The 20,077-nt window shown below is 65.1% G+C and carries 21 protein-coding genes; 16 read left to right on the top strand and 5 right to left on the bottom strand.

Going from position 1 to position 20,077, the window contains the following annotated elements; genetic code table 11:
- Positions 1 to 9: 9 nt before the first annotated feature.
- From ASF94_RS12455 to ASF94_RS12445, 5 genes are all read right to left on the bottom strand, one after another.
- Entirely contained in the window at positions 10 to 1,005 is a 996-nt protein-coding gene (locus tag ASF94_RS12455; RefSeq protein WP_369818674.1) for a Bug family tripartite tricarboxylate transporter substrate binding protein, read from the bottom strand.
- Positions 1,006 to 2,118: 1,113 nt separating this feature from the next.
- Complete coding sequence (locus ASF94_RS20890) at positions 2,119 to 3,186, bottom strand: DUF262 domain-containing protein (protein ID WP_082493227.1); 1,068 nt, start codon at positions 3,184 to 3,186, stop codon at positions 2,119 to 2,121.
- Between the two features lies 1 nt (position 3,187).
- Positions 3,188 to 3,988: an FRG domain-containing protein gene (locus ASF94_RS20885; RefSeq protein ID WP_162244642.1), complete on the bottom strand. Its 801-nt coding sequence runs from the start codon at positions 3,986 to 3,988 to the stop codon at positions 3,188 to 3,190.
- 549 nt (positions 3,989 to 4,537) lie between these two features.
- A complete protein-coding gene (locus ASF94_RS12450) occupies positions 4,538 to 5,626 on the bottom strand; it encodes a phage portal protein (RefSeq protein ID WP_056666579.1) in 1,089 nt (362 codons plus the stop codon).
- Between the two features lie 2 nt (positions 5,627 to 5,628).
- The gene (locus ASF94_RS12445) at positions 5,629 to 7,533 is read right to left on the bottom strand and encodes a terminase large subunit domain-containing protein (RefSeq protein ID WP_082493225.1); all 1,905 of its coding nucleotides are present in this window, start codon (positions 7,531 to 7,533) and stop codon (positions 5,629 to 5,631) included.
- Positions 7,534 to 7,673: 140 nt separating this feature from the next.
- On the opposite strand from ASF94_RS12445, the gene ASF94_RS12440 reads away from it, so the two are divergent.
- The 16 genes from ASF94_RS12440 (at position 7,674) to ASF94_RS12365 (ending at position 20,071) form a co-directional block, all read left to right on the top strand.
- Positions 7,674 to 8,483 (top strand): GPO family capsid scaffolding protein, encoded by an 810-nt coding sequence (locus ASF94_RS12440; RefSeq protein ID WP_056666573.1) that lies wholly within the window; start codon positions 7,674 to 7,676, stop codon positions 8,481 to 8,483.
- Positions 8,484 to 8,541: 58 nt separating this feature from the next.
- Positions 8,542 to 9,546: a phage major capsid protein, P2 family gene (locus tag ASF94_RS12435; RefSeq protein WP_056666570.1), complete on the top strand. Its 1,005-nt coding sequence runs from the start codon at positions 8,542 to 8,544 to the stop codon at positions 9,544 to 9,546.
- A 98-nt stretch (positions 9,547 to 9,644) separates the two neighbouring features.
- Complete coding sequence (gpM, locus tag ASF94_RS12430; protein WP_056666566.1) at positions 9,645 to 10,370, top strand: phage terminase small subunit; 726 nt, start codon at positions 9,645 to 9,647, stop codon at positions 10,368 to 10,370.
- Positions 10,371 to 10,479: 109 nt separating this feature from the next.
- Positions 10,480 to 10,962: a head completion/stabilization protein gene (locus tag ASF94_RS12425; protein WP_056666563.1), complete on the top strand. Its 483-nt coding sequence runs from the start codon at positions 10,480 to 10,482 to the stop codon at positions 10,960 to 10,962.
- A complete protein-coding gene (locus tag ASF94_RS12420; protein ID WP_056666559.1) occupies positions 10,959 to 11,177 on the top strand; it encodes a tail protein X in 219 nt (72 codons plus the stop codon). The genes ASF94_RS12425 and ASF94_RS12420 overlap by 4 nt, the downstream gene beginning before the upstream one ends.
- Positions 11,178 to 11,181: 4 nt before the next feature.
- Positions 11,182 to 11,388, top strand: a complete 207-nt coding sequence (locus ASF94_RS12415) for a hypothetical protein (protein ID WP_156382527.1) — start codon at positions 11,182 to 11,184, stop codon at positions 11,386 to 11,388.
- On the top strand, positions 11,388 to 11,957 hold the full coding sequence (locus tag ASF94_RS12410) for a hypothetical protein (protein ID WP_056666554.1): 570 nt from the start codon (positions 11,388 to 11,390) through the stop codon (positions 11,955 to 11,957). The genes ASF94_RS12415 and ASF94_RS12410 overlap by 1 nt, the downstream gene beginning before the upstream one ends.
- Entirely contained in the window at positions 11,954 to 12,493 is a 540-nt protein-coding gene (locus ASF94_RS12405) for a DUF2514 family protein (RefSeq protein WP_200933075.1), read from the top strand. Before ASF94_RS12410 ends, ASF94_RS12405 begins: the two co-directional genes overlap by 4 nt.
- A gap of 8 nt (positions 12,494 to 12,501) precedes the next feature.
- Positions 12,502 to 13,017, top strand: coding sequence for a phage tail protein (locus ASF94_RS12400; RefSeq protein ID WP_056666551.1), 516 nt, complete (start codon positions 12,502 to 12,504; stop codon positions 13,015 to 13,017).
- 2 nt (positions 13,018 to 13,019) lie between these two features.
- Positions 13,020 to 13,490, top strand: a complete 471-nt coding sequence (locus ASF94_RS12395; protein ID WP_056666548.1) for a phage virion morphogenesis protein — start codon at positions 13,020 to 13,022, stop codon at positions 13,488 to 13,490.
- A gap of 80 nt (positions 13,491 to 13,570) precedes the next feature.
- Positions 13,571 to 14,164 carry a phage baseplate assembly protein V gene (locus tag ASF94_RS12390; protein ID WP_056666545.1) on the top strand — a complete coding sequence of 198 codons (594 nt, stop codon included), beginning with the start codon at positions 13,571 to 13,573 and terminating at the stop codon, positions 14,162 to 14,164.
- Entirely contained in the window at positions 14,164 to 14,535 is a 372-nt protein-coding gene (locus ASF94_RS12385; RefSeq protein ID WP_056666542.1) for a GPW/gp25 family protein, read from the top strand. Before ASF94_RS12390 ends, ASF94_RS12385 begins: the two co-directional genes overlap by 1 nt.
- Positions 14,532 to 15,383, top strand: coding sequence for a baseplate J/gp47 family protein (locus tag ASF94_RS12380; RefSeq protein ID WP_056666539.1), 852 nt, complete (start codon positions 14,532 to 14,534; stop codon positions 15,381 to 15,383). Before ASF94_RS12385 ends, ASF94_RS12380 begins: the two co-directional genes overlap by 4 nt.
- A 32-nt stretch (positions 15,384 to 15,415) precedes the next feature.
- Positions 15,416 to 16,318 carry a phage tail protein gene (locus ASF94_RS12375; protein ID WP_156382525.1) on the top strand — a complete coding sequence of 301 codons (903 nt, stop codon included), beginning with the start codon at positions 15,416 to 15,418 and terminating at the stop codon, positions 16,316 to 16,318.
- Between the two features lie 4 nt (positions 16,319 to 16,322).
- Positions 16,323 to 16,808, top strand: a complete 486-nt coding sequence (locus ASF94_RS12370; RefSeq protein WP_056666532.1) for a hypothetical protein — start codon at positions 16,323 to 16,325, stop codon at positions 16,806 to 16,808.
- 11 nt (positions 16,809 to 16,819) lie between these two features.
- Positions 16,820 to 20,071, top strand: a complete 3,252-nt coding sequence (locus ASF94_RS12365; RefSeq protein ID WP_056666529.1) for a DUF4815 domain-containing protein — start codon at positions 16,820 to 16,822, stop codon at positions 20,069 to 20,071.
- Positions 20,072 to 20,077: the final 6 nt, after the last annotated feature.

Here is a 20,077-nt window from a genome sequence, read left to right as displayed (position 1 = left end):
ACGAACCGCTTACCGGGCCACGCTCAAACCGAATTCCTTCACCAGCGTGCGGTAGTCCGCAATTTGCTTCTTGACGTAGGCATCCACGTCGTTGCCCACCAGCGTGAGCGGGAAAAGGCCGCGTTCCGCGCGCAGTCGCTCAAAAGCCGGGTCCGCCATCATCTTGCTGAATGTCTCGCGCCAGGCGGCATAGTCGGCGCTGGACACCCGGGGCCCCATGTAGAAGCCGCGCACGATGGGCCACTCGATGGGGGCACCCGCTTCCCTGGCCGTCGGAACCTGGGCCAGACGGCCCGGAAGCCGCTCGGAGGACATCACCGCCAGAATGCGGATCTTCGCCCCGGCCATTTGCTGCTGGCTGGCTTCGGCGGCGTCTCCCGTCACCACGTGGATGTGACCGCCTTGCAGTGCGGTGAGCGCCTCACCCCCGCCTTCGAAAGCCACGAAGCGCATGAGCTTGGGGTTGATGCCGGCGGCACGCGCCAGCAATGCGGCCTTCATCCAGTCCTGGCTGCCGATGGTGCCGCCGGCACCCAGCACCACTCTCGTCGGGTCCGCCTTCATGGCCTTCATCACATCGGCCAGGGTCCGATAGGGCGAGTTGTCGGCCACGATCAAGGCCCCGTAGTCGGTGCCCACGGCGGACAGCCAGCGCACGTCGTTCTCGGTGTGCTGGCCGAACTTGCCCTGCGCGAGATTCAGCAGGGAACCATCGGAGAACGCGACGATGCTGTTGCCGCGATCGCCACGCTGCGCGATGACCGCGTTGTACGCCGCCGCCCCGATGCCGCCCGGCATGTAGGTGAGCCGCATGGGCTGATTGATGTACTTGCCCTGCAGCAACGCGGTCTGGACCAGCTTGCAGGTCAGATCGAACCCGCCGCCGGGCTTGGCCGGTGCAATGCACTCGGTGTTGTCGAGCGGGCCGGCCAGCGCCGCCGGAATGCAGAGGCACCCGCCGGCCAGCGATGCCAGTCGGATAGCGGCCTTCGCAGCCTCTTTCAGGCGTCGGGACGCGGCATCAGCGGCGATCGAGGCCACCGCGCGGCGCGGGCTGGAGGGTACGTGGGAAGACATGGGCAGGGATGAAGCAGGGGCCGTGATCGGTGTTCCCCCAGAAGCCGAGACGCACGGCACGGGCGGGCAGGGACAGGGACAGGGACAGGGACAGGGACAGGGACAGGGACAGGGACAGGGACAGGGAGTTTTCAACAGCGGCATCGGATCGCACGCGCCGTAAAGCGCCTCTTTTGAATGATGGATGAGCGCAGGGCGCTTCGGGCTGGGTCGTTGTATAGCCTTTACCGAAAGCTGGTCGTACTGGGAAACCCGCAGGCGAAGCAGGCGGCTTCCGAAGCCCGTTCCAAGCCCATGCAGTGGCGCAAGCGGGCTCGCTCAGGCCACGAATGCGAACGCACAAGCGAAACCACCGACTGATCGCGCGCAGGTGCCAAGCCACAATGAACCACGCTCAACGTGTTCGCCATGCTCCTCGTGTTCGTCGCACTCGCCGCCCTGACGGTGTTGGCGCTGGGCAGTCTGGTGCTGCCCGTTTACCTGTGGCTGTTGGCGCGGGACGCGGTGGAAGCGCCGCAGCGCGAGGCAGAGCTGGCGGAGATCGAAAGGCTGCTGGCCGAGACTGCGGACCTCGCTGACTGCACCTGTTGGGGGGCGGCGGCGATTCAAGGGCGGGCGCCGTGGCGGAACACCTGCGTCCGCGCACAGCTGCCTTGCGGCTGCGCGATGGTTCAAGGGATTGAACCCCCAACAGGCGGCCATCGATGGCACCTGCGAGCCTCTCCAGCCCGATGCTCGTTGTCTGGCTGCTGTCGCCGGGCGTGCGGGCCAGCCTCTTGATCCGCCGCGGCGCGCGGTCGATTTCCGTTGCGAATCTCTTCACCGTCGGTTGGGGCCTGCCGTTGTTTGTAGGGGCTTATGGCGAGGCAGCAGCTGCGCAACACCCATGAAAAACGCGCCTTGCGGCGCGTTCTGGTGTGCTTTGAAATGTCGTACTGGCGGAGACTGTGAGAGCTAAACACCGCGCAAATTCGTCATCTGCAACGGTTTCAGGAGCATATGTAGGCCATCCAGTAGGCCATCAAGAAACGTGCAGTAGCCTTAGTGGTTAAGGTGGAGCCACCTCAGAAACGATGACTCCAATATTTCGAAACGAGTTTCATGGCTAGTTCTATCATTGATTGAACGACTTGCAGCTTTATATGCATTCCAATTTTCTACACTCAATAACTGGCGGCGGTTCCTCGGTGGAGGACCAGTGCGAATGAATTCCTGAAATTCCTCAAGGAAGTCTCTTAGATAAATCACATGTTCTTGAGGTGAATTTCTGACCAGCCAGTAGTAGACCGGGATATTGCCTTCGGACTGAAGAAGTGGATCACGAAACAAAAAGAGGTCAGACATCAATCCTAGAACATCAAAGATTCTTGTTAGTTCCATAGTTGCGTCATTATCGTCGACCGAATATTGCTCCACAAACTTGTCAAGACTTGTCTTCTTGGTCTCTTGAATGCCTGCAACCTCAAACATAAGAATCTTTGCGGCAGCGTTAAGGTTCTGCCCCTTATTAGTATTGAAGCGAATATTATGAGAAAAGAATGGATGATTGCCGATTTCGCGAATAACGCCTGTAATAGGGCTTGAAAAAGCGTTTCGAAGCTCGGCACCACTAAGCGGCTTGCTCCTGTTCAATCTAACAAAAAGTTCCTCTATAAATGATAAGTCGTCGCTTATAACTCCCACAACGTCCGGATTGAAATTATCGAAATCCTCCGCCACAGCCGGATAGTCTCTTTTAAGCTCTGAATATTTCTTTCCGCCCAAATGTAAGCCTGGGTTTGAGAACAATTTGAAAGTCGGAGACAGTCCGAATTCATCATCGAAAAAGTCGAATATAGCCTCCAGCCGCTGCTTGCCGTCGATAACGGCATAAGACTTCTTCTTTTCGTTGAGTTTGGATGAGCCGAAAACGAAATCAGCGACGTAAAACTTAGGAACATCAAATCCATTGAGGATGGAGTCCACGAGATATTGCTTATCACTCGTGGACCACCGTCGTCCTTTCCGCTGATAGGACGGTTCGAAATCAATTTGGTCGCGGCGATTTTTCCACCATGACAGTGTCTTGGAATCAAGACGATGTATTTTAAAAAGATTGTGACTCGACATGCTAAAATCCAAACGTTCGCTTTAATTCGGCGGCGAGACCCTCTAGATCTGGATAGATTGTAGACTCAGATACCCCTAGAGAAAAAATCTCCTCGCGCACCGAACGCACCTGATCTTTAGGAATTATATATTTTCGGAGCGATTCCAATGGAAAAACCGGTTTGCCGTCTTTGATCCATGAAAATGTTTTTTCCATGGGTTCGGCTTGCGGGCCAAAAACAGTAAAAAAGCCTTGTTGCGCGACAATTCGAGCACTATTGTGAACCCCTCGCATAGCCATAGGAGGGAGTGGTCCAGAAAAAGTATAAACCTCAGATGGGCTATAGCGTTTCAACCAAATATCTTTCGAGGAAAGTACGCCACCGGGAAATCCGGTTTCGGCGTACGCCGCATTGTTCCATTTGTTTGGATCAAGGACGTAAATTGCAGCGTCCGACAACGCATTGCCATGTTTATCAACTTGAACGGATGTGACTGCAAAATGCATTGAAACTAATGGGCTGCCTGACCAATCCAAAAGTCTGGTAGGAACGCGATAATGCTGCATGAAAAACAATCGTTCCCAGTCGTCCTCAGCCCAAACCCTTGATTCAGCGTACGGCAAACTACGCATTTCAAATGTCTCATTGAGTTCAAGCTCTAATTTTTTATACGCTGGTTGATTTTTGGCAGTTTTGTGGCGGAAAAGTGACGGTGTAAGTTGGTAGCTTGCGTCTCCAACCCCTCTATACCAAAAAGAGTTTTTGGTGTAATTAATCCTGTGCAATTCCGAAAGAAACTCCGCAAAAGAGGAAACTACCATCTCCGTCGGCTTTTGATCCCTCGAAGGTTGCGACTGCCCGATTACAGATAACTTTGATGAACCAGGATCCAACCGAATTCTTCTTCTACTCGTATTCGCTGTCATTGCTACGCCTCAAACATTAAAATTTTTTGTGCGAACTTGCCTGCTCGACCCCCTACCGGTAGGGATGTAAGGAATCGATCACCGGATCTGACCAGCGTGTCCAAGATGATGAGCACGCCAACGATTCTCGACGAAACACGACACTACGCAGCATAGGGAAACCGCCCGAGACGCCGCGCCACGCATAGCGAGCGCTCTAGTCGGCACCTTCGACGAATTCAGCACATTAAGCAAGCAGGCGCGGCGGGGTCTCGACCGCGCGCCAGGGGGTTGCACGGGGTCTGGGTCTCGGGGCGTGGGTGGGCCTGGAGGGCCTCCCCGGGGGCAGGGGCGCCCCGGGGCGGGCCGAACGGGTGGGGGGAAGGGGTTCGAGTGGGCGTGAAAAAGCCCGCGCTTGGCGGGCTTCTGATGCGGTGCGCGGCAGCCGCGCTGCGGTGGCCCGGGTTACGGGACTAGGGCCGGGGCCTGCGGTGCGTCGGTCAACAGGTAAGGGCGAAAGTTGCAGGCCGTCACCCCTGCCCAGGCGTTGATGGCGTGGGCCATGGTCGCCTGCAGCGGCGAAATCTCATTGCGGGCGAACACCATCGCCGCTTTCTCCACGTCCCCGAAGCCGCCCACGTTGTTGGGCAGCATGCCCATCAGCTGGGGCGGCACCCGGTGCGCTGCCAGCACGTCGTCGCGGCTGGTGTTCTTGATGTTGAGGAAGTCGTCCTTCGCGGCCACCTCGCTGATCGGGATGAGCTGGATGCCTTCCTTCTTCCCGTTCGGCGCGTAGTAGAAGAGATTCCGGAAGTTGCCGCCGCCCTTCGTTTTGGTCAGCTGGTCGCGCATGGCGTCCACGTCGGACTGCTTTTGGGCTGGGTCGGTCACATAGAGAATGAAGCCGGCGTGGCTGCCGTTGTTGTAGTAGCGGCGGCGGAACAGCGTGGCCGACTCGTTCAGCATGGCCGACTGCAGCGCACCCAGGTACGGCGGCAGGCCGTAGATTTCCTGGTGGATGTCCTGCTCCCGCAGCTGGAACACGTCGCCTGGCGCGAATTCGTGCGGCGTCTGCAGATCGGTGACGAAGAAGAAGCGCCCGGGCTCGATGCCCCGGCGCGCGTACTTGCCCAGCACGTGGCGCAGCTCCAGCAGGCCGCCCAGGCGGTTGCGGCGCCGCTCCAAGTAGCCATTGCCCAGCACCAGAAAATCCAGCGCCATGGCGCGGAAGGCCTCGGCGCTGAGCCACTGCGATGGCACGAACGTGCTCGCCAGCACGTTGATCTTGAACCGCAGCGCCGATTCGTGGTGCGCGCCCACGCGCAGCAGCCGCGCCAGCGCCGCCAGGCTTACGGGCGGCTCGTACCAGTCGCCCGACTCCATGCACTCCGCATACTCCAGCAGCGCCGACCGGCCGCCGATGACTGGCTCGGGGTCGCCCAGGTCGAAGGTGAAAGAATGCGCGGGCGGTATCGATGGCGCTGCATCCGCTGGCGCGGTGGCTGCGGGCTGATGCGAAGAATGGTGGCGTGCGGTGCGGTTGCGTCGTGTCATGGTCAATCCGAGAAAGCGATGAAGGAAGTGGCATGCGGGCTGGCCATGTCGGTGCCCGTCTCCAGTGGTTCGTTGCTGAGCGCATTCATGCAGGCCCAGGCCAGGTCAGAGTGGCCCGTTTCCTGGCTGCGGCCCGCGGCGTAAGTCACGCTGCGCCCGCTCGCGGTCAGCTCGCGTTTGATGGCCATGAAGCTGCTGGCCAGCTCCTTGTTGCCGGCGTCGAACTCCAGCCGGCCGGCCTTGATGACCTGCTGCGCCTTGAGCACCAGCATGGTCTTGCTTTCCACGCTGTAGTTGATGCCCTGCACTGCGGGGAAGAACTGCTGCACCAGCTGATACACGCCCTGGCCGATGCCGGTGGTGTCCACCGTGATGGCCGTGACGTTATAGCGGGTGGTCACGTCCTTGATGGCCTTTGCCTGGGCCTCGAAGTCCATCCCCTTGAACTGTTCGGTGTGCAGCACGCGCAGCGGACCGCCTGCGCGGGTCGGTGGCGCCAGCACCACCAAGCCGGCGGAGTCGCCCGTATGGCTGGGGTCGTAACCCACCCAGACCGGCTGCCAGCCGAAAGGGCGCTGGCTGAACGGCTTGAAGTCCTTCCAGACGTCCCAGCTGTCCACCATGCACGGCTGCAGCATCGACAAAGGGAACACCGAGAAAGAGTCGTCCACGAACCCGCACATCAGCAGGTTGGCGAACTCCGCATCCGAATACTCCAGCCGCAGCTCGTCCAAGTCGAACAGATCGCAGCCGCCGGCCAGCGCATCCATGATCGTGACGATGTTCCGCCACACGCGATCCTCGCCTGTGAACCCCGAGCCGCCCAGGCGCAGGTGCGAAAGATCCACCTCCACCTTGTCGCGCTTCTTCAACCGGGCCGCGCTCCAGAACGCATAGGCGGCGTGCTGAATGCTGGAGGGCGTAGAGAAGTAGGTTTTGCGCCACTTCTTGTGCATTGCCATCCCGCTGGCCACCTTGTTCAGGCGCTCGAAATCCTGCGTCCAGAAGAACTCATCGAAGTAGAAATTGCCGTGGTAGCCCTGCGCCGTGCGCGCGTTGCTGCCGAGGAAATACAGCGTGGCCCCATTGGCCAGAATGATCGGGTCGCCCTTCAACTCCACGCCGGTCACTTCGTGGACGAACGCGCAGATGTACTGTTTGAAGATGTGCGCCTGGGCCTTGCTGGCAGACAGGAAAATCTGATTTCGACCCGTCCCCAGCGCATCGATGAGCGCCTCGCGGGCGAAGTACCAGGTGGCGCCGATCTGGCGGCTTTTGAGGATGGCGCGCGTGCGCTGCTGGCTGCTCTGCCACCAGCCCAGCTGGTACTTGAAAAGCGAATCGAGGAACGCGCTTTTCAGCTGCTCGATTTGCTCATCACTGAGGAAGTTCTTGCCGCGCGACTTCTTCGGCGCCGCGTTGCGCGCCTCGATGTTCGGGTTCAGGTCGGCTTCCCGGCCCGTCTTTTCGTACTTGCCGATGCGCGCCAGGCGCTCCAGCTGGCGGCCGAGCAGGTCGATTTCCTTGAAATCGCCGCCCGTCTTCACATCCTTGGCGATGAGCGTGGACATGCGGGCTTCCAGCGCGTACTCCACCCGCTGGGCTGCTGGCGTGTCCTGCCACTTTTCCGCCTTGCACCACCCGTGCAGCGTGCCGCGCGGAACGCCCAGGTGTTCGGCGATGTGCGAGAGCTTCCAGCCCATCCAGTAGAGCGCGCGGGCCTCGCGCCGCACGCCCGCGCCGCCGTCTATCGGGCTCGATTCGCCTGCAGGCAAGGAATCGAGCGCCAGTGATCGAGCGCCCGACGTGATGGCCTTTTGCGCGGCGCAGCCCGTGTTGCGCACAGCGCTTCGGATCGGTCGCGGCTTCTTGCCTGCCGGCGCTTTGGATGGGGCTTTCTCTTTCATGGCCGCCAGTGTGTTTCGCGCGCGCGCGGAAATCGACCGGCAGAAACTGTGATGCGCGCAGCCACAGTGCGCGCCAATTGCGACGGTGGCGCCAGGTGCGGAACATAGGCATCAGTTCAACACACCGCCGAAAGCGCACCATGCCATCCAAGTTTTTCCGCGTAGCCACCGAAGGCGCCACCACCGACGGCCGCGAAATCCAGCGCAGCTGGATCGAGCAGATGGCCAAGAACTTCAACCCCGCGAAGTACGGTGCGCGTGTCTGGCTGGAGCACTACCGCGGCGTGCAGCCCGACAGCTCTTTTGCGGCGCTGGGTGATGTGCTGTCCTTGCAGTCGCGTCCGGTCGAGGACGGCAAGCTGGCCTTGTTCGCGCAAATCGAAGCGCTGCCCGCTTTGCTGGCCATGAACAAGGCCAAGCAGAAGATCTACACCAGCATCGAGGTGGACCCTGATTTCGCCAAGTCGGGCGAGGCGTACCTGACCGGCCTGGCCGTGACGGACACGCCGGCCAGCCTCGGCACCGAGGTGCTCAAGTTCGCAGCGCAGAACCCGGACGCCAGCCCGTACAAGGGCAAGAAACACAGCGAGGGCGCGCTGTTCAGCGCCGCCATCGAAACCGACCTGGGCCTGGAAGGTGATGCGGACACCATCGCATCCACGCTCATCACCCGATTCAGCGACCTGCTGAAAAACTTGCGCGGCATCGCCGAGCCCAAGCCCACGCCAGAAACCACCAACGACTTCGCTGTCAAGACGCTGGAAGTGCTGGGCGCGGCCGATGCCGCCATTCAACGACAGGCCACCGAGCTGGCCGAAACCAAGACGGCGTTCACGAAGCTGCAGAGCGACTTCGCAGCGCTGACCGTGAAGCTGAGCCAGGAAGACGGCAGCGGCACCCAACGCCCGCAAGCCACCGGCACCGAAGGCGCCGCAAAGGCCGACTGCTGAGCCCCCCGCACCTCACCAGCGAAGCAACCCCGCAACATCCCACCGAGAGACACCACCCATGAAAAACGATACCCGCCGACAGTTCAGCGGCTACCTGCAAGACCAGGCCACGCTGAACGGCGTGCCATCCGTCGCCGTGAAATTCAACGTCGCGCCCACCATCCAGCAGAAGATCGAGAACCGCATTCAGGAAAGCAGCGCATTCCTGAAATCCATCAACATCGTGCCCGTCGATGAGATGCAAGGCCAGAAGCTGGGCCTGGGCACCGATGGCCCGGTGGCAAGCCGCACCGACACCACGAAGAACGATCGTGCGACCCGCGACGTTTCCAGCCTGGAAGGCCGCGGCTACCAGTGCGTGCAGACCAACTACGACACGCACATTCGCTACAACAAGCTGGACATGTGGGCGAAGTTCAAGGACTTTCAGGTGCGCATTTCGCGCGCCATCCAGATCCAGTGCGCGCTCGACCGCATCATGATCGGCTTCAACGGCAAGGCCGCCGCCGCTGACACCGACCGCGTGACGAACCCGCTGCTGCAGGACGTGAACATCGGCTGGCTGGAAAAAATGCGCGTTGAAGCGGCGGACCGCGTCCTCAAGAGCGGCAAGACGCCCGGCAAAGTCACGATTGGCGCCGCCGGGGACTACAAGACGCTGGACGGCCTGGTGTACGACGCGCACAAGTCCCTGCTGGAGCCGTGGCACGCCGCTGCTCCTGATCTGGTCGCCATCGTCGGCCGCGGGCTGATGCACGACAAGCTCTTTCCGCTGGTCGATGGCCAGGACGCTCCCACCGAAATGCTGGCGGCCGACATCGTGCGCAGCCAAATGCGCCTGGGTGGCCTCCAGGCGATCACTGTCCCCTACATGCAGGAAGGCGCGGTGCTCGTCACCAGCCTGGACAACCTCTCTATCTACTTCCAAGAGGGTGGCCGTCGCCGGCATGTACTGGACAACCCGAAGCGCGACCGCATCGAGACCTACGAAAGCTCGAACGACGCATTCGTGGTCGAAGACCTGGGCAAGGCCTGCCTGATCGAGAACATCGCACTGGTCTGACCCCGCGCCGCCGACTGCGAGAAGCCGCTCTAAAAAAGGGAGCCGCTTTTTGCGGTCAGCCAGCCCAGGCACCCACCGCACGACAGAAAGCACCCGCCATGCGCCAGACCCTCGCCCAGCGCCACCGCATGCACCACCTCGCGCTGGCGCAGGCGGCCCAGGCCGCCACCGCCGACGTGCACGGCCAGACCGTGGGCACTGCCTACGAACTCCAGCTGGCGCAGCTGCACCAGCACCGCCTGCGGTTGAAAGACCTGCAGAGCGTGGAAAAGAAGATCGAAGCCAAGCGCGTGCTGCTGCCCGAATACGACGCCTATGTGGACGGCGTGCTGCAGGCGCGGCCGGGCACCCAGGACGAAGTGATCGCCACCGTGCTGGTCTGGCACATCGACGCCGGCAACTACGCCCGCGCCCTGGAGATTGCCGACTATGCGCTGGCCAGCGGCATCACTCCACCGGACCGCTTCCACCGCGACCTGCACACCATCGTGCAGGACGAAGTGGCCGAGGCTGTCATCGAGGGCAAGGTGAAGGGCAGGGAAGCCCTGCAAATCGTGGCCAAGGCCATGGCGCTGACTGAAGCGGCCGACACACCCGACCAGGCGAAAAGCAAGCTGTACAAGGCGGCCGGCTGGGCGGTGCTCGGCAAGACGGGCAGCCACGACGTGGACATGGCCGGGCGCGGCGTCAAAGCCTGCCGCGAGGCGCTGCCGCTACTGCAGCGCGCCATGCAGCTCGACAGCCGAGCCGGCGTGAAAAAAGACATCGAGCGACTGGAACGCCGACTCAAGCCGAGTGCGGCCGAGAAAGCCCAGGCGCTGTAACCCGAGCGTACCCCGCACCCGTGGCGGCTCCTGGGCAACGACAGGCATTGACTTGCTCTGCTCCGACGCCCAGGACCACCGCCACACCTAACACCCCCGAAAGCCGCCCATGTCATTCGTCGCCACTGCGAACCCGCCCGCGAAGGGAACGGAAGCCACCGTGCGCAACGATGGCTTCTGGCCAGATATCGACCGCGAGCAGCTGCGCGCGGACATCCGCCTGGACGGAACGGTGACGCCCGACCGTCTGCACAAGGCTTTGCTGGCTGCGATGTGGTCAGTGAACGACGAACTGCGCCCGTGGAAGTTGGCGCAGATCGTGGCCGGCCGGCCCACGCTGCAAGACGTGCCCGCCGACCAGCTGGACGGGCGCAGCGTCAAGGTGCAGCAGTACCGCGCCGCCATCTACGCCCACGTGCAGGGCCAGCTGGCCGAGGCGTACCGCGACATCGACACGCTGCCGCAGGGGGCCGGCAAAGAGGCGCGGGTGATGAGCGCCATCGAGACACGCATCGACAGCTTCAATCAGGCGCTGCGCTGGGCGGTCGCAGACCTGCAGGATGCGCCCCGTGTGATCGCGGCGCTGCTATGAGCGGCGCCCAGGGCGTGACGGTGCGCGCCCACGCACACGAAACCCTCGACGCCCTGGCTTGGCGCCAGCTGGGCACCACCGCCGGCCACGTGGAAGCCACGCTGGCAGCCAACCCCGGGCTGGCGAAGCTCGCCGCCGACTTACCCGAAGGCCAGGCAGTCCGCCTGGTCAACGCACCGGAGCCCACAAGGCCGATGGTTCACCTGTGGGACTGAAATAATGGCAAAAGAGAAAGTCGTTGACGTGATGGTGGAGGCGGCCAAGGTGTCGCCGCCCGCATTCATCGTGGGCAAGTCCATCGCCGAAGGCTGGACGATCAACCACACCGTGGCTGCCCTGACCATCGTCTACCTGCTGCTGCAAATCGGCTGGCTCCTGTGGCGCTGGCGCCGCGCCGCGCTGGGCCAGGACGTGAAGGGCGAATGATGGACACGCGCCAGAACCTGCTGCGCGTGGCCGTGGCCGCGCTCACCCTGTCCGCCGCCGGCTTCGCTGGCTGGAAGCAGAGCGAGGGCGACGGACCCACCAGCGTGCGTGCAGACGGCGTGCAGGTCCATCACCCCTACATCCCGACGCGCGGCGACGTGCCCACCATCGGCCACGGATCGACACGCTACGAAGACGGCACCCCCGTGCGCCTCTCTGACGCGCCCATTACCCGTCAGCGTGCCGAGCAGCTTGCGCGCAACCTGAACCGCGCCGAAGAAGCGAGATTCAAGGCCAGCCTGCCGGGCGTGCTGCTGTACCCGGGCGAGTTCGACCTTTACGTGGACTTCGTGGGCCAGTACGGCATCGGCAACTGGCTCAAGCCGCGCAGCCCGCGCACCTGGCTGCTGGTGGGCGACTACGTGCGGGCGTGCCACGCCCTGCTGGAATGGCGCTTCCAGGCCGGCCGCGACTGCAAGCTGCCCCAGAACTGGGGGCCGCAGGGGTGCCGCGGCGTCTGGACCCGCCAGCAGAAGCGGCACAGCGACTGCATGGGGATGCAGACGTGATCGGCGCTGCCGTGAAGGCTCACGCCTGGCAGCTGGTCGCCCTCGGCCTCGCCGGCCTGCTGCTGTGGCAGACCCTGCACCGCCACGCGGCCGAGCTGGACGCCGCGAACACCCACGCCACCCTGTCCAGCGAACGCGCCGCAAACGAGAGCAACGCCCGCCGGCAGGCCGAACGGTACCGAACCCTCGAAGGAAACCACCGCGATGACATTGCAAAGATCACGGCCGACGCCTCAACCGTCAACGCTGCTGCGGTGGGTGACGCTATTCGCGCCCGCGCTGCTCATGACCGCCTGCAGCGCGACGTCGCCGAATTCCTCACCGCCCACCGTGTCGCCGCCCAGGCTCGCGCCGCTGCCGGCGATGGCGCGCCAGACTCCGCCGCCCTCGATCTGCTCGCCGACCTGCGCCGCCGGGCTGATGAACGTGCGGGAGAGCTGGCGGAAATCGCTGACCGCGCCCGAATCAGCGGCACCGCCTGCGAGCGCGCCTACGACAGCGCGCACGCGCTGAGCGTGGCAGCACAGCAACCGTAGGCCGGCCCATGTACAAGCTGCAGAGCCTGCGTGCGCTCATCGAGAGCGCCGTGCCGTCCCTCAAGACCAACCCGGAAAACCTCATCGTGATGGCGACGGCTGGCCGCGCTGTGTCCACCATGGCCGGCGGCCTGTCGTTTGAATACGCATACGACATCGCCGTCACCGTGCTGGACTACGCCGGACACGCCGACGCGCTGTTCGTGCCGGTGCTGGCCTGGGTGCGCGTCCACCAGCCCGACCTGCTCGACAACCCAGGCGCGCAAGCGCGCGGCATCGAGTTCAAGGTGGAGCCCTTGAACACCGCGGCGGTGGACATCGGCATCAGCATTCCTGTCACGGAACGCGCCATCGTCAAGCCGGCCCCCGCTCATCCCACGCGCTTCGACATCGACCACCCGCATGAACCCTGCCACCCGGGTGGCCAATGCCTGCCCGAGCATTGGGAGCTGTGGCTGAAAGACCAGAAGCTGGCCGAATGGGACCTGCCGCTGCCGCCTGAGCGCGACCGCTTCGACCTGTAGCCATGGCCGAACTCTCCGCGCTGGAAGACTGGACGGCCGAGCTGCTGCGAAAGCTGCAGCCCACGCAGCAGCGTCGCCTGCTGGTGGAAGTGGCCCGCCGCCTGCGCACGGCGAACGCGCAGCGCATGCGTGCCCAGACCGACCCCGAGGGCCAGGCATGGCAGCCGCGCAAGCCACCGGGCACCCTGCGCAGCCAGCGCGAGCGCCTGCGGCAGCAGGCCAAGCAGCGCACCCCGATGTTCGCCAAGCTGCGCCAGCAGCGCCACCTGAAGGCCAAGGGCCAGGGGAACGCGGCGGTGGTCGAATTCGCGGGCCGCGCGCACCGCATCGCCCGCGTGCATCACTTCGGCGAGTCGGATGCGGTGAACCCTGGCGGCCCGATGTACGACTACCCGGCGCGCGAGCTGTTGGGCATCACCGCGGCCGACATCGATACCGTACGGGACGTGGTGCTGGCCCATCTGCAGGCCTGAACCACCACCGCGAAATGTGAAGCGCGCAGCCACAGTGCCCGCCGCTGGCTTCCCCGCGCGCGCGGCAGCACCATTGCTGCATGCCCGGAAACACCCCCCAACAAGAAAGCCCGCAGGAACTCGCGCGGCGCGCTGAGAACATCGCGCGCATCGGCACGGTCGTGGCGGTCCGGCACGCCAAGCCCGCACGGTGCCGGGTCAAGCTGGGTGACAACACCACCGACTGGCTGCCATGGCTCGCCGGTCGCGCTGCAGGCAAGGCCGGCAGCACATGGTGGCCCCCGGTGGCTGGCGAGCAGTGCCTGGTGATCGCGCCAGGCGGCGACCTGGCCCAGGGCGTGGCGCTGCTCGGCGCTTACAGCGATGCCATGGAAGCGCCATCGGATGAGCCCGGGGTCGAGCGCACTCGCTGGAGCGAAACCGAATTCGCCGAATACCGCGAAGGCCGCCGCACCATCCACACCGAGGAAGCCATCGTGCTGGAAGTCGGCGCAGGCTGCAGCATCGCCATGGCACCCGACAGCATCACGCTGCAGGTGGGCGGCGCTGTGCTGCACATCGGCGCCGACAAGATCACCAGCACTGTGGACATCGTGGCGCACGGCATCAGCGCGGTTCACCACATCCACGGCGGCGTGCGCCGCGGTGGCGACACGTCGGGAGAACCCGAATGATGAACCGCAACACAGGCGAGCGGATGGGCCTGCATGCGCACCTGCAGCAGAGCGTGGCCGACATCCTGGCGACGCCCATCGGCAGCCGCGTGATGCGGCGCGAGTACGGCAGCCTGGTGCCTGCGCTCATCGACCAGCCCGACAACCTGGCCACGCAAACCCGCGTGTTCGCCGCCATCGCTTCGGCCCTGATGCGGTGGGAACCGCGCCTGCGGCTGGCCAAGGTGGCAGCCATCCGCCACGCTGACCGGCCTGGCCGCGTGGACATCGAACTGACAGGCACCTACGTGGGCGCCTTGGGCCGTGAGGCCGCGCCGCTGTCCCTCACCGTTCCCTTGACCGGGGCGCAGTCACAAGGCGGCATCGCATGATCGACCTGCAGACCCTGCCCGCCCCGAATGTGGTGGAGGTGCTTTCTTTCGAGTCCATCCTGGCCGCCGGCAAAGCGGACTTCGCCGAGCGCATGCGCCCGCACCTGCCGGCCATTGACGACATCCTGGCGCTGGAGTCCGACCCGGTGGTCAAGCTGTTGGAGTCGCACGCCTTCAGCGAGCTGCTGATTCGCGCCCGTATCAACGACGCAGCCCGCGCCCACCTCCTGGCATTTGCCGCGGGCTCTGACCTCGACCAGCTGGCCGCGCTCTTTGGCGTCAGTCGCATGGCTGGCGAAACTGACGAACGCCTGCGCGCCCGGCTGCAAAGCAAGATCGCCGCGCTGGGGGCGCACGGCACCCGCCAGCACTACGAATTCCACGCCATGACGGCCACGCCCCTAGTGCGCGCGGCCCACGCCAGCCAGTCCGCGCCCGGCGTGGTGCTGGTCATGGTGTGGGTCACCGACCAGGCCCAGGCGGAGGCAGCCCGGGCCGCCGTCTATGCCGCGCTGGCGGCCGACGAGGTGCGCACGCTGGGCGTGCGCCTCCTGGTGCAGGTCGCTGTGCCGCTGGCCATCGACATCACCGCCCGCATCGCGCGGACCGCCAGCGCCCCCACCAACCTGATGGCGCAGCTGCGCGAACGGCTCGCCGCCGCCTTTGCTGGAATGAACGTCATGGCCGATAGCGTGGCCCGGTCCTACGTCACGACGGTGCTGCACGTTGAGGGTGTCCATGCGGTGGACTACCCGCTATCCAATACGCCGGCCGCCCTCACGCCGCTGGCGGTCGGCCAGTACCCGGTGCTGGGGACGGTCCACCTGATCGATGCGGGGGCCGCGTGAACACGCCGGCCCAAGCGAACCGCCGCACCCTGATGCCGCCAGCGTCCACACCGCTGGAGGTGGTGATGGACACCACGTTTCCGCGCGCGTGGTCAGCGATGGCGGATCTGGCCGAACCCGGCGCCACCGCGCACAACGCCCAGCTGCTGCCCTGGATTGCCCAGCAGTGGCAGGTGACGCAGTTCGCTCCCTATTTCGACACCGTGGACGCGCTCATGGCAGAGGCGGTGCCCTGGCTCATGGAGCGCGGCAGCGCCGCCAGCGTGCGCCGGTCGCTGCGCTGGCTGGGTCACACCGCCGTCACGATTGACGAGGACGGGGCGTGGCTCCACATCGACGCAGGCCGCAACCTCACCGCCGCCGAGCTGGCGCCCGTGGCGCATGTGGTGCGCGAGAGCCTGCCGGCGCACGTGCATTTCTGGCGGGTGTTCCACGGCTACGACGTGCGCCCCCTCGTGCTGGACCGTGGCCCGGCGCTCGATTTCGGAATGCTCGACGGCTACAGCGGCGTTCCCAGCGATGCAGGCCTGCAGGTGTCCTTCGGCGAACGTCAGGGCGGCACGCTGCCCGCTGCGCAGGCGCAGGCCGGCACCAGCGCCGGCACGCATCGCCGCATCAGCGTGGCCCGCTACGACGACTTGCCCGTGCTGGACGCCTGGCGGCTCGACTCCCACGTGCTCGCGGGCGTGTCGGGCGGGGTCATGGAGCTGTACAGCAGCTCCTGCAATCCGGCCAACCCCGGCGGCGGCACGTTGCTGCAGCGGGCCATCCCGTCGGTGGCCGTCGCCTGGTTCGCGCCGCCGCCCGTGGGCGCACGCACTGCCACTGCCAGAAGCCTGCAGCCGTTGCCAGTTCACCCGGCGCCCCATTGGGGTGGCGCCTGGTCTGGGCCGTGGCAGCCCGTCATCCCACTTATTTCATCCGAGGAAACCTAAAACCATGGCAGTTTTGCAAGACAAGGGCCGCACCGCGCTGGCCCGCGCCATCGCTGCGCAGTCCATCTATCTGGCCTGGGGCCGTGGCCTGCCGGCGTGGGACGCCGCGCCGCAGCCCGAGCCCTCCACCGCGTCCGCGCTGGTCGATGAGATCGGCCGCCGGGTAGTGACGGCGGTGCAGTACGTGCAGCCGGATGCCGATGGCGCCATCGAGCTGCCCGATGGCAGCCGCTACGCGCCCGCGCCCCAGCCCACGAAATGGCTGCACGTGCAGTGGACGTTCGACTTTGCCGACGCCGCCGGCGAGAAGGTCCGCGAGCTAGGCATCTTCGTGGGCGGCACGGTGGTCGCCGGCCTCCCTGCCGGCCAGCGCTACTTCACCGCCGCCCAGGTCGCCAACCCCGGCGACCTGTATTCCATGGAGCGCATCCCCGTATTCACACGCAACCCTGGCGTGCGCCAGGTGCAGGAATACGTGCTTCCCTTCTAAGGCGCCCACCCATGACGACACACCACCGTTTCGACCCCACCAAAAACTACGAGCGCATCGACTACCGGCAGGACAAGGTGCTGCAGAGCGCCGAGCTGATCGAGCAGCAGGACATGCTGACGCACCGCATGCGCAGCTTCTTCGATGTGCTGATGCGCGACGGCGACGTGGCGCGAGACGCCCAGATCATCGTGGACCCCATGACGGGCGACGTGCAGGCGCAGGCCGGCGCCATCTACCTGCAGGGCGCCGTCCGCGGGGTGCCGCCGGCCAGCTTCAAGGTGCCGGTGGTGGGCGTGGTCACGGTGGGCATCTACCTGCTCACCACCAGCGTGTCCGAACTCGAAGACCCCGACCTGCTGAATCCGGCCACCGGCTCCCCCGCTTTCCAGCAGCCCGGCGCGCTGCGCACCAAGGTGCAGCCGGCCTGGGGCCATGACAGTGACGGCCAGGCTGGCGCGTTCTTCCCGGTCTATACCGTGGACGCCGGCTACCTGCGGGCCAAGGAAGCGCCGCCGAACCTCGACAGCGTGACCCGTGCCATCCAGCTGTACGACGAAGACAGCACGGGCGGCAGCTACATCGTGGAAGGCTTGGACGTGGTCATGGGCGCCGACAACGCAGACGGCGCGCAGGTGTTTTCCGTGGCCGAGGGGCGCGCCCGGGTGGGCGGCGCGGCTGTGCGTCTGCAGGCCGGCCGCCGGCTGGTGTCGGCGACCGCACCCGACCTGCTGCTGATCGACAGCGAGCCGCACCAGTCGGCCACCGTGGAGGCGCAGCGCATCAACATCGGCCGCCCCCCCATGAAGGGCGTTCCGCAGGTGCGCATCACCGCGCGCAAAACCGTGAACGTGGTGCATGGCGGCTTTTCCGGTGCGGCCGATCCGCTGCCCGATGCCACCGTGATCCAGATCGAGCAGGTGAAGCAAGGCGCCACCGTGTACAAGGCAGACGGCACGGACTGCAAACTGGTCGCCGGGCAGGTGGACTGGAGCCCGGCGGGTGCAGAGCCGGCGCCGGGCAGCAACTACAGCGTGACGTACAAGTACATCGCCAACGCCGAGCCCACGGCGGTGGATGCGCGCGGCTTCACCGTGGCTGGAGCGCTGCCCGACTCGCTGGTCATGGTCACCTACAGCCAGATGCAGCGCCGCATCGACCGGCTGTGCCTGACCCGGGACGGCACATTCGAGTGGCTGCGCGGAATCTCCAGCCCGTGGAAGCCCACCGCCCCGGTGGTGCCCGACGACATGCTGGCGCTGGCCAGCGTGTTTCAGACCTGGGACGCTGACCGCCGGGTCATCATGGACGCGGTCAAGATGGTCCCCATGGCGGAGATCGTCGGCGAACGCGCGCGGCTCGATTCCGTCATCCTCGACCAGGCCGAACTGCGCCTGGCGCTCAACGCCCAGGGCCTGGATTCCGGCATCAAGAAGGGCATCTTTGCCGATCCGTTCCTGAACGACACCCAGCGCGACGCCGGCCTGGAGCAAACCGCCGCCATCGTGCGGGGCGCACTGCAGCTGCCCATCAAGCCCACCGTGTACCAGCTCGGCGCCGGCTTGCCCGAGCGCATCGCCCCCACCCACGGTTACCGGGTGGTGCTGGCGCAGACCATGCGCACGGGCAGCATGCTGGTGAATCCATACCTCGCCTTCGACCCGGTGCCGGCCGCCGTCACACTTACCCCGAACGTGGACCGCTGGACGGACGTGGTGACGCAGTGGGCATCCCCCATCACCGAGCGCCTCTACACGGGTTCCGGCCCTCAGTCGAACTACGCCGGCAGCAGCACCACCAACAAGGTGCTGTCCGAAGTCTCCAGCACGCTGGAGACGCTGCGCCCCATTACCGTGCGATTCGACCTCAAGGGCTGGGGCCCGGGCGAATCGGTGGGCGCGGTGCTGTTCGACGGTTTGGCCGTCGCGCCGCAGCCGGTCGCCGGCCGGACGCTGGTGGCCAACGCGGCCGGCGAGGTGGCGGGCACGTTCGTGGTGCCCGCCAACGTGCCGGCCGGCGCGCGGGTGGTGGAGTTCGCCGGCCCGCTCAAGTCGAAGGGCTCGCAGACCTTCTACGGCCAGGGCACATCGGTGCTTCGCACGCAGCAGAAGGTCACCACCGAAACCTGGTCCCTGTCGTACCCCGCACCCATCGACACGGGTGGCGCGGTGTTCGGCCCCAGCGGCGCGGGCTCGACCCCCACCCAGGTGAACAGCGTTTGCAGCCGATGGCTCTACAGCGGCTATTTCGACCCGCTGGCGCAAACCTTCATGGTCGATGAGCTGACGCAATGCGCCGGCATCGATCTGAGGTTCACCGCCAAGGGCGGCCCGGTGGTGGTGCAGGTGCGCGAGACGGAAAACGGCGTGCCCTCGCAGGTGGTGGTGATCGAGCAGCGCGTGGCGGCCGATGCCATCCAGCTGGGCGCAGACACCCGCATTACCTGGGCGCCCACCCTGCTGCAGGCCCGGCGCGAATACGCCATCGTGGTGCTGTGCGACGACGCCACCACGGCGCTGGCCATCGCCGAACTCGGCAAGCAAGACCCGACCAGCGGCTATGTCACCAGCCAGCCCTACCAGGTGGGCGTGCTGCTCTCGTCCTCCAACGCCTCGACGTGGACGCCCCACCAAGACCGCGACCTGTACTTCCGCCTGCTGGGCGCGCAGTACACCGAGGCCGAGCGCGTCATCGAGCTGGGCGAGGTGGAGCTGAAAGACGCCACCGACCTGATGGTGCTGGGCTTCGCCGAGCGACCATCGGCGGCGGCGAATCTGCTGTTCGAGGTGCAATTTCCCGACAGCATGAAGAGCGAGGTGGTCCGCCTCACGGATGGCCAAGTGGTATGGCTCGCCGCACCCTTCACGGGCAAAGTGAAACTGCGCGCCCGCATCAGCGGCGGCGGCACGCTGGCCGCTGTGCTGCAGAACGGCATCCAGCTGATTGCCGGCACCATCCAGAACACCGGCACCTACATCAGCCGCACCGTGGCGGCCGACGCTAATTGCCGTGTGAAGGTGGTCTATGAGGGCGACCTGCCCGGCGGCTCTGCCGTCAAGGTGGAAGTGCAAGGCACACAGGCCGGCGCGCCGTGGGTGCAGGTGCCCTACCTGTCGGCTAGCACCAGCACGGCCGGCGTGCGCCAGATAACCCACCAGCTGGAGCACTTCAACGCTGGCGCGGGCGCGCGCGTCCGCCTGACGCTGACCGGCGGAACGACGGCCCGGCCGCAGGTGCGCAACCTGCACGGCGTGGTGCTGTAAGGGGGC

The sequence above is a fragment of the Acidovorax sp. Leaf160 genome, from assembly GCF_001424265.1.
GTDB lineage: Bacteria > Pseudomonadota > Gammaproteobacteria > Burkholderiales > Burkholderiaceae_C > Paracidovorax.
Note: the sequence above shows the minus strand (reverse complement) of the source record. Positions and strands in the feature narration are given on the sequence as shown.

Bases quoted from the DNA above. Each gene is read 5' to 3' on its own strand.
- ASF94_RS20890 (WP_082493227.1), bottom strand. From the start codon at position 3,186: ATGTCGAGTCACAATCTTTTTAAAATACATCGTCTTGATTCCAAGACA.
- ASF94_RS20885 (WP_162244642.1), bottom strand. From the start codon at position 3,988: ATGGTAGTTTCCTCTTTTGCGGAGTTTCTTTCGGAATTGCACAGGATT.
- ASF94_RS12450 (WP_056666579.1), bottom strand. From the start codon at position 5,626: ATGACACGACGCAACCGCACCGCACGCCACCATTCTTCGCATCAGCCC.
- ASF94_RS12445 (WP_082493225.1), bottom strand. From the start codon at position 7,533: ATGAAAGAGAAAGCCCCATCCAAAGCGCCGGCAGGCAAGAAGCCGCGA.
- ASF94_RS12440 (WP_056666573.1), top strand. From the start codon at position 7,674: ATGCCATCCAAGTTTTTCCGCGTAGCCACCGAAGGCGCCACCACCGAC.
- ASF94_RS12435 (WP_056666570.1), top strand. From the start codon at position 8,542: ATGAAAAACGATACCCGCCGACAGTTCAGCGGCTACCTGCAAGACCAG.
- gpM (WP_056666566.1), top strand. From the start codon at position 9,645: ATGCGCCAGACCCTCGCCCAGCGCCACCGCATGCACCACCTCGCGCTG.
- ASF94_RS12425 (WP_056666563.1), top strand. From the start codon at position 10,480: ATGTCATTCGTCGCCACTGCGAACCCGCCCGCGAAGGGAACGGAAGCC.
- ASF94_RS12420 (WP_056666559.1), top strand. From the start codon at position 10,959: ATGAGCGGCGCCCAGGGCGTGACGGTGCGCGCCCACGCACACGAAACC.
- ASF94_RS12415 (WP_156382527.1), top strand. From the start codon at position 11,182: ATGGCAAAAGAGAAAGTCGTTGACGTGATGGTGGAGGCGGCCAAGGTG.
- ASF94_RS12410 (WP_056666554.1), top strand. From the start codon at position 11,388: ATGGACACGCGCCAGAACCTGCTGCGCGTGGCCGTGGCCGCGCTCACC.
- ASF94_RS12400 (WP_056666551.1), top strand. From the start codon at position 12,502: ATGTACAAGCTGCAGAGCCTGCGTGCGCTCATCGAGAGCGCCGTGCCG.
- ASF94_RS12395 (WP_056666548.1), top strand. From the start codon at position 13,020: ATGGCCGAACTCTCCGCGCTGGAAGACTGGACGGCCGAGCTGCTGCGA.
- ASF94_RS12390 (WP_056666545.1), top strand. From the start codon at position 13,571: ATGCCCGGAAACACCCCCCAACAAGAAAGCCCGCAGGAACTCGCGCGG.
- ASF94_RS12385 (WP_056666542.1), top strand. From the start codon at position 14,164: ATGAACCGCAACACAGGCGAGCGGATGGGCCTGCATGCGCACCTGCAG.
- ASF94_RS12380 (WP_056666539.1), top strand. From the start codon at position 14,532: ATGATCGACCTGCAGACCCTGCCCGCCCCGAATGTGGTGGAGGTGCTT.
- ASF94_RS12375 (WP_156382525.1), top strand. From the start codon at position 15,416: ATGCCGCCAGCGTCCACACCGCTGGAGGTGGTGATGGACACCACGTTT.
- ASF94_RS12370 (WP_056666532.1), top strand. From the start codon at position 16,323: ATGGCAGTTTTGCAAGACAAGGGCCGCACCGCGCTGGCCCGCGCCATC.
- ASF94_RS12365 (WP_056666529.1), top strand. From the start codon at position 16,820: ATGACGACACACCACCGTTTCGACCCCACCAAAAACTACGAGCGCATC.